The 13,174-nt window shown below is 71.6% G+C and carries 9 protein-coding genes and 1 pseudogene; 2 read left to right on the top strand and 8 right to left on the bottom strand.

Annotated elements, in window-relative coordinates; all coding sequences use genetic code 11:
- Nucleotides 1-281 precede the first annotated feature (281 nt).
- The 7 genes and pseudogenes from ACFZCD_RS07535 to ACFZCD_RS07505 all read right to left on the bottom strand — a co-directional run.
- A pseudogene (locus ACFZCD_RS07535) lies at nt 282-1,220 on the bottom strand (hydroxyacid dehydrogenase); the annotation flags it as partial.
- A gap of 68 nt (nt 1,221-1,288) precedes the next feature.
- A complete protein-coding gene (locus ACFZCD_RS07530; RefSeq protein ID WP_391828839.1) occupies nt 1,289-2,851 on the bottom strand; it encodes an L-lactate permease in 1,563 nt (520 codons plus the stop codon).
- Nucleotides 2,848-4,848 carry an FAD/NAD(P)-binding protein gene (locus ACFZCD_RS07525; RefSeq protein WP_391828838.1) on the bottom strand — a complete coding sequence of 667 codons (2,001 nt, stop codon included), beginning with the start codon at nt 4,846-4,848 and terminating at the stop codon, nt 2,848-2,850. The genes ACFZCD_RS07530 and ACFZCD_RS07525 overlap by 4 nt, the downstream gene beginning before the upstream one ends.
- Nucleotides 4,849-4,895: 47 nt before the next feature.
- Nucleotides 4,896-5,903, bottom strand: coding sequence for a 2,3-diaminopropionate biosynthesis protein SbnB (gene sbnB / locus ACFZCD_RS07520; RefSeq protein WP_391828837.1), 1,008 nt, complete (start codon nt 5,901-5,903; stop codon nt 4,896-4,898).
- 110 nt (nt 5,904-6,013) lie between these two features.
- Nucleotides 6,014-7,027 carry a 2,3-diaminopropionate biosynthesis protein SbnA gene (gene sbnA, locus ACFZCD_RS07515; RefSeq protein WP_391828836.1) on the bottom strand — a complete coding sequence of 338 codons (1,014 nt, stop codon included), beginning with the start codon at nt 7,025-7,027 and terminating at the stop codon, nt 6,014-6,016.
- Nucleotides 7,028-7,334: 307 nt separating this feature from the next.
- Nucleotides 7,335-8,576, bottom strand: coding sequence for a lactonase family protein (locus ACFZCD_RS07510; RefSeq protein WP_391828835.1), 1,242 nt, complete (start codon nt 8,574-8,576; stop codon nt 7,335-7,337).
- A 224-nt stretch (nt 8,577-8,800) separates the two neighbouring features.
- Complete coding sequence (locus ACFZCD_RS07505) at nt 8,801-9,079, bottom strand: DUF1876 domain-containing protein (protein WP_391828834.1); 279 nt, start codon at nt 9,077-9,079, stop codon at nt 8,801-8,803.
- A 275-nt stretch (nt 9,080-9,354) separates the two neighbouring features.
- On the opposite strand from ACFZCD_RS07505, the gene ACFZCD_RS07500 reads away from it, so the two are divergent.
- Both ACFZCD_RS07500 and ACFZCD_RS07495 read left to right on the top strand, forming a co-directional pair.
- Nucleotides 9,355-10,335, top strand: coding sequence for a MerR family transcriptional regulator (locus tag ACFZCD_RS07500; protein WP_391829014.1), 981 nt, complete (start codon nt 9,355-9,357; stop codon nt 10,333-10,335).
- Nucleotides 10,336-10,442: 107 nt separating this feature from the next.
- A complete protein-coding gene (locus ACFZCD_RS07495) occupies nt 10,443-12,338 on the top strand; it encodes a prolyl oligopeptidase family serine peptidase (RefSeq protein WP_391828833.1) in 1,896 nt (631 codons plus the stop codon).
- Here the strand turns inward: ACFZCD_RS07495 and ACFZCD_RS07490 are convergent.
- The gene (locus tag ACFZCD_RS07490; RefSeq protein ID WP_391828832.1) at nt 12,253-13,104 is read right to left on the bottom strand and encodes an SURF1 family protein; all 852 of its coding nucleotides are present in this window, start codon (nt 13,102-13,104) and stop codon (nt 12,253-12,255) included. The two genes, ACFZCD_RS07495 and ACFZCD_RS07490, sit on opposite strands and share 86 nt — an antisense overlap.
- Nucleotides 13,105-13,174: the final 70 nt, after the last annotated feature.

Genomic DNA, 13,174 nt, shown 5'->3' with positions numbered 1-13,174 from the left:
TGATCGCGGATGGGCCTTCTGGCTGTCCTGGGGCCAAACGAGGGTCCAAACGGTTTTGATCAAGCGCCGTCGGCGGCCGCCCCCTGATCACCGGCAAAGATCTCGTCCATGGCTTCCGCCCCATCGGTGATCACCGGGCGGAGCTGCCCCGCCGGGACAGCCACGTGAGCCGGGGCCCGGATCCGGTTCCCCCTGGGGGGCCGGACCCGGGGTCTTCGTGCGTGTCAGCCGCCGACGCCTGCGAGGCGGTGCTGCGGCGGTGTGCGCGCGGGGTCCGGGGCGTTTACGGCGTCCGGGACCGGGGCGCCTCGCAGGGCCAGGGCCACCGAGGCGGCCACCTGGGTGCCCGCCTTTTCCTGGGCTTCCCGGGTCGAGGCGCCCAGGTGGGGCGTGGCCACCACGTTGTCCAGGGCCAGCAGCGGGGAGCCGGTGGGCGGCTCGTTCTCGAAGACGTCCAGGGCGGCGCCCGCTATGCGGCCGGCGCGCAGGGCCTCGGCGAGTGCCGTCTCGTCGACGATCCCTCCGCGGGCCGCATTGACGACGTACGCAGTGGGCTTGGCCATGGCCAGTTGCTCGCGGCCGATCAGGCCGATCGTCTCCGGCGTCCTGGGCAGGTGGACGGTGACGAAGTCCGCCCGGGCGAGGAGGTCGTCGAGACCCACCGCGGCGATGCCCAGCTCCGCGGCGCGCGACGGGGACACGTAGGGGTCGTAGGCCACGATCTCCATGCCGAAGGCCCTCAGCCGCTCGGCCACCAGCACGCCGATGCGGCCCAGCCCCACGATGCCGAGCACCTTGCCCGACAGCTCGACGCCCGTGAAACGGCTGCGCTCCCACGAGCCCTGTTTCAGGCTGTGCCCGGCTTGCGGGAGGTTGCGGGCCGCTGCCAGGAGCAGCGCACAGGTCATCTCGGCGGCGCTGACGACGTTGGCCATGGGCGTGTTGACCACGAGGACGCCGGCACGGGTGGCCGCGTCGACGTCGACGTTGTCGAGGCCGACGCCCGCCCGGCCGATGACCTTGAGGCGGGGAGCGGCGGCGATGACCTCGGCGTCGGCCCGGGTGCCGCTGCGGACGAGCAGGGCGTCGGCGTCACGGACGGCCGCCAGCAGCGCGGCCCGGTCCGTACCGTCGCAGTGGCGGATCTCGGCGCCTTCGCCCAAAGCGTCGGCCGCGGCGGGAGAGAGCGGATCGGCTATCAGCACGACGTGGTGCTTCATCACGGTTCTTTCTGTGGGTACGGGCTTTCTGTCGTACGGGACGGGGTTCCTCGGCCTTCGTTCGTCCGTCACTGCCAGAGGACGGCTATGCCGCCCGTCGTGAGGAACACCAGGGCGTGCACGGAGAGCACCGTGCGCAGCACCCACCGCGTGTCCACCGGCTTTCCGGCCCCCGACTCCGTCCGCACCTCCGCAGGTGCCTGCAGGACCGGCGTCACGGTGCCGCCTCCCGAGGAGCCGGCGGACGCGGGTGCGTCGGCCTGGGATGCCGCAGGGGCGGTGGCGGCCGCCGGGCCCGGGGCGTTCTCCGCCAGCTGTGCGGCCAGGACGACACGGGCGCTGGACGCGCCCGAGGCGAGCGCCGCGCTGACGTTCTGCACCGCTACGAGGTGCCCGGTGGAGTAGCCCAGCGCCTCGGCGGTGTTCGCCTGGCTGGCGGCGAACATCGCGTTGGCCCCGGTGTTGGAGCCCGCCAGGAAGCCACCGATGGCGCCGATCCAGGGCGCGAGCACGAGGTAGGAGGAGCCGATCGAGGCGCAGGCCTCGGCGAGCTCCCGGCTCATGCCCGTCACGGTGAGGAGGGTGCCCAGCGTCAGGAACACCACGGTCGTCAGGGTCACCTGCCACCAGCGGCCGAGCGCGGCGCGGGCGGCCGGTCCGAGGACGGGCCCGTCCGCTCCCGCGCCCAGCAGCTTCGGCGTGAGGGCGGCGGTCACCAGCAGCCAGCCGCCGGGGCCGGCGACGACCGTCCACCACCCCTCCTTGACGCCCGCCGACTCGAGGACCAGCCGGCTCACGAGCAGACCGGCGACGAGGAAGGCGTACGGGGAGATCGTGCGGCCGATGGGCTCGCGCTTCGCCCCCGTGCCGTCCCGCTCCAGCAGCCGGGAGACGAGCAGCAGAACGACCATGGTGACGAGTCCGCCGAGGACGCCGGCCAGGGGCACGCCGATGAAGGTGTTGACGGCCCAGACGGTGCCCCACAGGGCTGCGACGGCCAGGAGCAGGTCACCGGCAGCGGCCACCGCCCGGCGCACGCCGAGCGCGACGATCAGCGTCGCCGATCCGGTGATGAGGAAGACCGGTGCGGACAGCAGGGCGGAGTCGATGCCCAGTTGCTGGAAATCGACGCCGCCGAGTTCCGCCGCAACGAGGCTGCCCGGCGCCAAGGATCCCCACGGCACGGTGACCAGGCCCAGCAGGCCGACCACGGCGGCCTTCGCGGGCGGCAGGCCCAGTTGGCGCAGGAGGGGTATGGCGACGATGACGCCGATGCCGAAGCCGGTGAGCGACTCGGCGAAAGGCGTCACTCCAAGCATGACGAGCAGCACCGCACGGCTCGGCGAACTGCAGGCGCTGCCGATCCAGTTGCCCAGTCGCGACTGGGCACCGGTCCGGGTCATCAGCTCGCTGAGCAGGATGCCGCCGAAGAGGATTGCGGCCAGTTCGGTGATGGTAGGCAGCATGTGCTGTTCGGCGTGGCCGAGTTCACCGAGCGGGGTGTGGAAGGACGTGGCCGTGAGGACCACCGCGGTCGCCAGTGCCGACAGGGCCGCGTAGAGCGCACGTACGCCGAAAGCGAGGAGTCCCAGCGTGACGAGGATGGGGAGGGTTGCAAGAGCAGCGTTCACAGAGCCACCCTTGCGGATGACGCCTCTGTGAGTGAGCCCTTTTCGGCCACCTCTGCTGCAGTGTCCGCGCCCGCTGCAACCGCCGCAGTGGCTGCAGTTGTTGTAGCCGCTGCGAGCATTGCGGACACGCTGCTGTGCGCGTCCATCAGCGCCCGCGAGAACCCGCCCGGCGACGGCACGTAGTGGTTGTAGAAGGTGGTGCCTTCGGACAGCGGTCCGAGCACCCATATGCGCTCGTCCGCCGCGCCGTCGCGGCCGACCGGGTGCAAGCCGCGCGTGAGGTCCACGCCGCGGCTGCTCGCCACGGTGGGCCGGTGCCGGCGGATGATGCCCGTACGGACCAGATCGGCGAGCAGCCTGCTGCCCGTACGCTCGACCTCCGGCTGACCGGAAGTGGCGTGGCAGAGCCAGTCGGCGGTGGCCGAATACGGCTCGGCCAGCCGGGTGGAGGACAGGCGCCAGCACGCGCCCTCCCCGTCCCAGGCCACCGCCGGCTCGGGGCCGAACGGGACGGCGACGGCTCCGGCCCTCAGCAGGGCGAGCAGTTCCTGGTGCCGGTCGAGCTGGGGGCCGGTCACGGCCCGGTTCAGCACGGCGGTGAAGGAACCGTAGAACTCGTCGTGGGACTTCTCGTCGAGACCCGCGAAGTCGACGGCGCGCCGGATCAGCTCGCGGCGGTCGCGGAGCACTTCGAGGGCGGCCTTGAGGGGGCTGCCGGAGAGCCCCAGCTCCGCCTGTTCCAGGTCCGCGGCGAGGCGCCCGCCGTACCAGTCCTGGTAGGCGCGGCTGCCGGAGAGCCCGGCCGGCTCGGGGAAGAGCAGCTCCTCCGGGTCCAGGACCCCGAAGGCGGCGCGGTGAGCCTCGTCCAGCCGGTCCAGCTCGGAGTCCAGCCGTCCGGCCGCGACGGCCGCACGGAGGGCGTCAGCCGTCCGCTCCTCGGCTGCCATCCGCTCCTCGGCCGCCGCGCGGTCCCCGCCCGCGCCGTCGCCGCCGAGAAGGGCGGCACAGCGCAGGTGGAAGGCGACGCGCATCTCCGTGCGGATGAGGGGCAGCAGGTCGCCGTGGAGGCTGAGCCCCTCCGCCGGCGCTTCGGCGCGCAGACGGTCCACGGCCTCCGGCGTGAACACCAGTGGCTCGTACAGCGGGCCCTGCCGGTTGGCCTTGGGCCGGGCGCGGAACGGCAGGCCGGTGCGGGAGTAGAGCAGGATGCGCGGTTCGGCGCCGCTCGGCACGTACTGCAGCTCCCCGCCGGCGGTGACGTACCGGCCGCCGCGGCCGAGGGTGAGCGCCGCGAGGGCGTCCATGCCGGACAGGCCGGTGCCCGCGAGGGCGACCGTCTGACCGGGCAGGATGTCCGCGAACCGGCTCGTCGGCGGGTAGATGTCCCGGACCCTGCGGTGCTCCCCCAGCAGCCGGTCCTGCTCGGGCAGGGCGGCCGGCGGGGTGTGGCCCGTGGTGAGGAAGACGAACGGGGCGGTTACGACGCCACCGTCGTCGAGGACGACGCGGCGGTTGCCGCCGGGCAGGACGGTGAGCCCCACGGCCTCGGTCCGGTGGAACCGGATCTCCAGATGGTCGGGGGCGCGGTCCAGGACGCGCTGGAGGAACCACGAGAGGTATTCGCCGAGTATGCGGCGCGGAAGGTAGTCGTCCTCGCGTATCTCGCGGCCCACGGGGCCGAGCGTGTAACCGTCCTCGGCCAGCCGGAGGCCGCGCTCACGGACCCATGCGTAGAGGTTGGGTCCGCGGTCGCCCACGGTGTCGCCGACCGTCGCCTCCTCGGGGAACGGGGAGACCTGGCTGCACGTGGTGTTGAGCAACAGGTAATCCGGCTGGGCCGGGTCGTGAATGCCCGTGGCGTCGCATCGGGAATCGACGATGTCGACGGTGAAGGGCCGGCCGCCCCATTCGGGGGCAGCGGTCAGCGTGACGATGCGCTCCAGCACGCCGAGGCCACGGGAGCCGAAACCGATGATGCAGACACCGGTCGTGGACAAGGAATCAGGAGAAGGGGAAGCAAGAGGAGAGGGGGAAGAATTCATCGTCACCACCGCCGGGTCTCACCGAAGAAGTCCGGCACGTCGACGGCTTCGCCGCTCTCCCGCGCCGTGCGGTAGACGTGCATGCCGACGGCGAGGTCGAGGACGCCCAGCCCGAACGGGGAGAAGATCACCGGACGGTCCTCGTCCGGCCGGACGTCGCCGCGGATGACGTCCGCGAGCGTGCCGTCGATGAAATCGCGGTGCCCGTACTTCTGCTCCGCCAGGTGCGGCGAGGTGTTGGCGGTCATGCAGTGGTCAATGTCGTCGAGAATGTTCTGCGCGCCCAGGATGATCTCCGGCCCGATGTCGCGCAGGGAGACGTTCAGCACGACCTGCCCGGCGGCGAAGGCGGCGGGGTCCGTGATGTACGGCTCGCCGGCCGTGGTCGCCAGGACCACGACGTCGGAACCGGTCAGGGCGGCCGACAGATCGGCCTCGGTGGTCGTCCGGTAACCCAGCGAGGAAGTGGCGTACTCGGCAAAGGCCTTGCTGTATTCGGGCAGCTGGTCATGGATGACCAGTTCCTCCACGGCCCATTCCTGAGCGGTGAAGAATTCCAGGATGTTGCGGGCGATGATGCCGGCGCCCACGATGGTCAGCCGCCGGGCGGTGCGCCCGCCGGTCAGCTGCTCCGCGGCCAGGACGGCGGAGGCGGCGGTGCGGGCCGCGCTGATCTGCGAGGCCTCCAGGCAGGCGAAGGGATAACCGGTCTCGTAGTCGTTGAGCAGGAGGGCCGCCGAGGCGCGCGGGAATCCCTTGGTGATGTTGGCCGGGAAGCTGCTGATCCACTTGATGCCGGCCACGTCGGTCTTGCCGCCCAGGTAGGCGGGCAGGGCGATGATGCGGCTGTCGGGCTTGTCGGGGAAGCGCAGGAAGTAGCTGTTGGGGTTGACCGATTCGCCCGCGTGGTGGGTCAGATAGGTCTCGCGCACCTCCGACACGATCTGCTGCCGTGTGCGGCCGATGATGTCTCGCGCGGTCTTTCCGCCGATGACGCTGAACTCGAACATCGCTATCCCTTCGGGGGGTTGGGGAGAACCGGGTAATCCGGAACGGGCAGGTAATCCGGACCGGGCAGGCGGTCCGGAACGTACGGACACTCCGGTGGTTACTGGGGAATTCACCGGCACGACTGCGCCGGGACCCGTGGCCGCGGTCGCTGCGCGGCGCCCGCGGAATCCGGCGCCGTGGCGTCCGCGCCGAAGCGTTCCCGGACCCACGTGTCGTCGTAGATGGTGCTCAGGTACCGGTCGCCCAGGTCGGGCGCGATCGCCACGACGCGGGCACCGGAAGGGATTTCCGCGCTCCGGCGTTCGACGGCGGCCAGCACGGTCCCGGTCGAGCCGCCGGCCGCGATGCCCCGCTCGGCGGCGAGCCGGCGGCACATGCGTACGGCTTCGGCCTCGGGAACCATGACCAGGTGCTCGATCTGTTCCGGGTCGAAGATCTCGGGCCGGCGGCTGGTGCCGAGACCCGGTATGTACCGCCTGGCGGGCGGATTTCCGAAGGTGACGGAACCGACGGTGTCGACGGCGATCACCTTCGTCCGCGGGGAGTTGTCCCGGAAGTACGCGACGCAGCCCATCAGCGTCCCGGTCGTTCCGGCCCCGACGAAGAGGTAGTCGATGTCGAGCCCCTGCTTGACGATTGCGGCCGCCGTGCGCTCGTAATGCGCCCGGGGATTGGCCGGGTTCGCGTACTGGTTGGGCCAGACCAGCGCGGGGTCTTCGGCGAGCCGCCGGTGGATGTAATCGATGCGGGACTGCAGGAATCCCCCGTTGCCGTCCCGCTGGTCGACGGAGACGACCTGCGCCCCGTAGGCCCGCATCAGCGCGATGCTGTGGGCCGACGTATTGGGGTCGACCACACAGGTGAAGCGGTAGCCGCGGGCGGCGCACACCGAACTCAGTGCGATCCCGAGATTGCCGGAGGAGGATTCGATGACGTGGCCCCCGGGCCTGAGCAGCCCGCGGTCCTCCGCATCGTCGAGCAGACCGACGGCGGCCTTCATCTTGATGGAGCCCGCCGGGTTGAAGCCTTCGAGCTTGAGCAGGAGATTGACTCCCGATATGAAGTCGGACAGGTCGAGAAACACGTCGTCCAGGATCATTTCGTGAGCGCTCTGATAGATCATTGATCGCCTCGTATTTCCGCGTACCCCAGGCGTCCCCTTGTCCCGGGATGGTCGGCGTGGCGGCGGGCTGCGGCAGGTGGGAATAACACCAACTGGTCTACCGGCCTGTTCTTACGAGCGCGACAGCGAAAGAGGCAGCAGAAAACACGTGAGCCACATGGAAATCCCCCCGTTGCGCGGCGGCAGGCCGGGCCGCCACTCCCTGGAGATCAACTCTTACCGGACGAGCCGGATCGGGCCATGAGATCCGGTGACGAGAAGTCGTCAGACGAGTTCTCGTCACCGGTTGAAAATGCAGTAAATAATCTCAAAAGTGAACCAACGTGCATGCAGCACCGGGTACGCGGTAAGGGGCGCCGGAAGGCGAGAGCCGGCCGTTGCCGGGGTCGGCCCGGAATACCGATACGGAGCCGGAGCGCTGGTTCGCCGCGAAGAGCAGGCGTTCGTCCGGGGAGAAGGCGAGGTGGCGCGGGAAGTCGCCCCGCACCGGAACGGTGCCGAGCAGACGCAGCTTGGCACCCGCCGCCTCGACGGCATAGTGGGCGATGCTGTTGTGCCCCCGGTTGGCGAGGTACGCGAAGCGGCCCGTTTTTCCGACCAGGAGTTGTGCCGGGTGGTTCACCGTGCCGCGGGGGCCGGAACCGGTGGGCTGCGCCGGCCCCGGGCTGAGGTCGCCCGTCGCGGGGTCGTAGGCACAGACGACGACGGTGTCGTCGAGTTCGTTCGCCAGATAGGCGAACCTGCCGCGGGGGTGGAAGGTGAGGTGCCGCGGCCCCGCCCCCGGGGCGAGGCTGACGTAGGCGATCCGGGCGAGCCGCCCGGTGGTGGTGTCGAGCCGGTACGTGTACACGGTGTCGTTGCCGAGGTCCACGGCGAGGACGTGACGCCCGTCCGGGCTGGTGACGATCTGGTGCGCGTGCGCGCTCTCCTGGCCCGGGCCGGGCGGAGGCACGAGGTGGGCGACCACGTCGGACGGTTCGCCCAGAGCGCCCGTTCCGTCGATCGGGTGGACGGCCACGCTTCCCGAGAGGTAGTTCGCGGACAGCAGCCAGCGGCCGCTCGGGTGGACCGACAGGTGACACGGCAGGGCACCGCCCGTGCTCCTCGTTCCCAGGATCCGGTGGTCGGCCATCCGGACGGCGGTCACGCTGCCGTCCTGTTGCTCGTTGACCGCGTAGAGGGTGTGCCCGCGCGGATGCAGCGCCAGGTAGGACGCGTCGGCGACCCCCTCGATCGTCCCCGCCGCGGTCATCCGTCCCGTCTGCCGGTCGTACGCGGCGAGCCCGATGCCGGTGCCTCCGCCGGGGACGGACGTGTAGGTGCCGAGGAGGACGAGGCCCGTACGGGCAGCGGGCTTCCCGGGCTCCCCGGGCTCCCCGGGCTCCCCGGGCTCCCCGGGCTCCCCGAAGGCAACTCCTGCGGCGAGCCCCGCAAACCCCTTCAGCAGGCCGCGGCGCCGAGGGGCGTGCGGCGCACCGCCCCCGTCCGCTCCTGCTCTCGCCCCCGTTCCCTCTTCCGCCCCCGCCCCTCGCTCTCGTGAAGTGACCAAATGCGGCTCTCGTGTCGGCTTTCCCGGGGAAGGCGAAGGCATTTCCGGTACTGCTGTCTTCGCCTGCCTTTTCGATTGCCCTTGTAGTAAATCTTGCCCTTGCGGTAAATCCCGGGAAAGGCGCGACCGAGGGTGCTCGCCACGCCGGGAACGGATTCCGGATGGCTGCGAGCAGGGCGGCGACCGGCGTTACGAGCTACGAGCTACGAGCTACGAGCTACGAGCTACGAGCTGAGCGAACCTTTGACCGGCTCGTGCGTGTGCGACTCGATGTCGCGCGCGGCGTTGTCGAGCAGCTTGTTGGTGAGATCGGAAAGCGCGCGGGCCGCCGCGAGCTCGTCGCCGATGGCCGGGTCGTTCTGGTCGGCCGGATTGCACCGGGCGACGCCGTGGCCCACCAATTGCCGTTCGCCGCCCTTGCCGATCAGCGTGGCGTCGGCGGTGACCTTGCGGCCTTCTTCGGTGATGTCGATCTGGGCGTTCCACGCCGTCTTGGTCGTCATGGCAAACCTCCTGTACCGGGGGCGCCAGGACACCGAGCACAGAGCACAGACCTGGGCCCACTCTCCACGCTGGCACCGGTAGGGGGCGAGCGCATCTCAAGCCACGACCCGGCACGGGCTGCGCCACGAATCGACAGGACAGGGTCACTCTCCACGCCCACGCGGCCACTTTGCGTCTTCTGACGCCCGCTTCTTGACCTTGCCCTCGGGGGCAGGGTTTACCGTCCGAAACCATGAGCGACATACGGAACGGCGGCGACACGGGCGGTGGCGGCCTGCGCATCGGTGAGCTCGCACGGCGTGCCGGCACCACGGCGAAGGCCGTGCGCTATTACGAATCGCTGGGTCTCCTCACCCCCGCGCGGCTGCCCAACGGCTATCGCTCCTACGACGCGCAACACGTACGGCTCGTCCGGGAGATCAGGGCGCTCGGCCGTCTGGGCATCCCGGCCGAGCGCACCCGGCCCTTCCTGGAGTGCCTGACGGCCGGCAGGCAGTACGGCGACGACTGCCCGGCCTCCCTGGCCGGATACCGCGCGGCCATCGACGAGCTGACCGAGCGGATCGAGGGCCTCACCGCCCGCCGCACGGCCCTGCTCGGGCAGTTGCACGAGGCCGCGTACCGCAACAGCTCGGCACCGCGGCCCGCTGTCACCGATCACGGCATCCTCCCCGCCGATCACGGCGCCCTCCCCACCGATCACGGCGCTCTTCCCGCCGGTCTGCCCGTTCCGGAGGACGACGGGGCGGCCCGGCACCTGCCCGGGCTGCGGGTTCCTCGCCTCTCGCTGCCCGGCACGGCCGGCGAAACGGTACGCCTGGACGAGCCGGGCCCGGGCCGGACGGTCCTCTACGTCTATCCGCTGAGCGGCCGCCCGGACACCGACCTGCCGGACGGCTGGGAGGCGATCCCCGGGGCCCGCGGCTGCACCGCCGAGGCGTGCGGCTTCCGGGACCACCACCAGGAGCTCGTCGCCGCGGGCGCGGCGCGCGTCCACGGCCTGTCCGGCCAGGACACCACCTACCAGCGCGAGCTCGTGGAACGGCTGCGGCTGCCCTTCTCCATGCTCTCGGACCCCTCACTGAGCCTGGCCGCGGCGCTCGGGCTGCCGACGTTCGAGGCGGGCGGGCAGCGGCTGTTCAAGCGGCTGACGCTGATCCTCCGCGACGGCGTGATCGAGCACGTCTTCTATCCCGTCTTCCCGCCGGACCGGCACGCGGCCCAGGTGCTGGCCTGGCTGCAGGAGAACCACTGACCACGCCAGTCACTTCTCTCCCCAACAGCCCCGCAGTGGAATGGAGGTTATCCACAGGCTGGGGCTCGTCTCGGCGCCATGTCCGTACTCCGGCGCAGAATGGGGCCATGACTGAGAGCAACGGGTCCGAGCAGAACGACGATGCGGCGGCCGTGCCGGATGCGGCAGCCACGCCGGAAGCGGCAGCGATGCCGGATTGGGAGAAGCGCTTCCGGGCGCCGCGCGTCGGGCTGCCGAGATGGGCGAAGGACGCCCCCGACCGCGCCCTGTTCGTGTCGAACGTGACGGGCACGTTCGAGGTGTACGCGTGGGACCGTGCGACGGGCGAGCAGCGCCAGGCGACGGACCGGCCGAACGGCACGACGGGCGGCGTGCTGTCGCCCGACGGCGAGTGGATCTGGTGGTTCTCCGACAAGGACGGGGACGAGTTCGGCGTGTGGATGCGCCAGCCCTTCCACGGCGGTCCCGACGAGCCGGCCGTGCCGGGCCTCGAACCGTCCTACCCGGCCGGCCTGGCCCTGGGCCGCGACGGCACGGCGGTGGCCGGCCGCTCCACGGACAAGGGCGGCTCCACGGTCCACGTGGCGCGGCCCGGTGCCGGGCCCGTCGAGATCTACCGCCACGCGGAGTCCGCGGGCGTGGGCGGCATGTCGTACGACGGCACGCTGATCGCGATCGAGCACACCGAGCACGGCGACGCGATGCACTCGGCCGTCCGGATCGTGCGGCCGGACGGCACCACCGTCGCCGAGCTGGACGACACCCGCGGCGGCACGGAGGAGCTGGGCCTGGCCGTCATGGGCTTCGCGCCGGTGCCCGGCGACTCCCGGCTGCTCGTCGGGCACCAGCGGCGGGGCCGCTGGGAGCCGATGCTGTGGGACGCCGCCACGGGCGAGGAGACGGCGCTGGTCCTCGGCCTGCCGGGCGACCTGGACGCCACCTGGTATCCGGACGGCTCCGCGCTGCTCGTCGAGCACAGCTTCCAGGCCCGCAGCGAGCTGTTCCGCTGCGAGCTCGCCGGGGGCTCGCTGACCCGCCTGGACACCCCTGCGGGCACGGTGTCGGGCGCCCTGCCGCGGCCGGACGGGAGTGTGGAGTTCCTGTGGTCCTCGGCCGCCGAGCCGTCGGTGGTGCGGTCCACGCACGGGCAGGTCGTGCTGGATCCGCCGGTGCTGCCGGGCGGGGTCGGCAAGGCGCCGGTCTCCGTGCCCGTCGAGGACGTGTGGGTGGAGGGGCCCGGCGGCAGGGTGCACGCCCTGATCCAGAAGCCGGAGGGAGAGGGCCCCTTCCCCACGGTCTTCGACATCCACGGCGGCCCGACCTGGCACGACAGCGACGCGTTCGCCGCGGGGCCCGCGGCCTGGGTGGACCACGGCTACGCGGTCGTCCGGGTCAACTACCGCGGCTCGACGGGCTACGGCCGCGCGTGGACGGACGCGCTCAAGCACCGGGTGGGCCTCATCGAGCTGGAGGACATCGCGGCCGTCCGGGACTGGACGGTCTCCGCGGGGATCGCCGACCCCGGACGGCTGGTGCTGGCGGGCGGGTCGTGGGGCGGCTATCTGACGCTGCTCGGCCTGGGCACCCAGCCGGAGGCGTGGGCACTGGGCCTGGCCGGCGTGCCCGTCGCGGACTACGTCACGGCGTACCACGACGAGATGGAGGCGCTGAAGGCCCTGGACCGCACGCTGCTGGGCGGCACCCCGGAGGAGGTGCCGGAGCGCTACGCGGCGTCCTCGCCGCTGACGTACGTCGACCAGGTGCGGGCGCCGGTCTACATCTCCGCGGGCATGAACGACCCGCGGTGCCCGATCCGCCAGATCGAGAACTACGTGGAGCGGCTGGAGCAGCGGGGCCACCCCCTGGAGGTGTACCGCTACGACGCGGGGCACGGCTCCCTGGTGGTGGAGGAGCGGATCAAGCAGCTCCGGCTGGAGATCGCTTTTGCGGAGCGTCATCTGGGCCGTCCTGACCGGGCCCGCCCGGAGCCGGCTCCGGAGTGATGCCGAGGGCCAGGTCCCGTGCGGCCTCCGCCTCGCGGCGGAAGAGCCTGGCCCACATGAACAGCACGAAGCCGGCGAAGACGAACCACTCCCCGGTGTAGCCGAGGTTCTGGAAGGCCTTGAGGTCCAGGCCGCTGCCCGGGGCGGCGGCCGGGGGCACCGGGGTCATGGCCCCGTCCGCCTCGGTGGCCGTGATCCACGCATCGTGGACCCCGTACGGCACGAGGTTGACCAGTGAGGCGGCGCTGATCACGCCGAGCTGACCCCGGGGCAGGCCGCCCCCGGACCGCACGCCCTTGGAACCGGGGCTCTCCGAGGACTGGAGGGCACCGGTGACGGTCACATGACCGGTCGGCGGGGCCGGGACCTTGGCGGTGTCGGCCTTGGAGTCCGCGTCGCCGGGCAGCCAGCCGCGGACGACGGGAAGGGCCTTGCCGTCGTCGGTGCGCAGGAGGGTCAGCACGTAGAAGCCCTGGCGGTCGTCCAGTGTCCGCTCCGGTACGAGCAGCTGGTGCTCGGTGTCGTAGCGGCCGGAGGCCGTCGCCCGGCGGCCGGAGGTCTCGGTCGTCACGGGGAGGAGGTCGCGCAGCGGCTCGGCCTCGGCCTTGCGGGCGTCGTCGGCCTGCGTCTGCTGCTCGCGGTGCGAGTCGACGCGCGTTTCGAAGCGGCCGAGCTGCCAGCTGCCCATGAAGAGACAGAAGGGGATGGCCACCACGGTGAAGACGTTGATCGCCCACCAGCGGGGAGTCAGCAGGAACCGATACACACCACCACGGTACGGGCACGGCCGCAGAGCCGGGCACCGGCCCCTTCGAGGGGCGCCGCCGCGGTCCCGC

The organism is Streptomyces sp. NPDC008001, from assembly GCF_042958085.1.
In the GTDB taxonomy this organism is placed as follows: domain Bacteria; phylum Actinomycetota; class Actinomycetes; order Streptomycetales; family Streptomycetaceae; genus Streptomyces.
The sequence above is the reverse complement of the archived record's forward strand: the minus strand, read 5'-3'. Positions and strand labels throughout refer to the sequence as shown.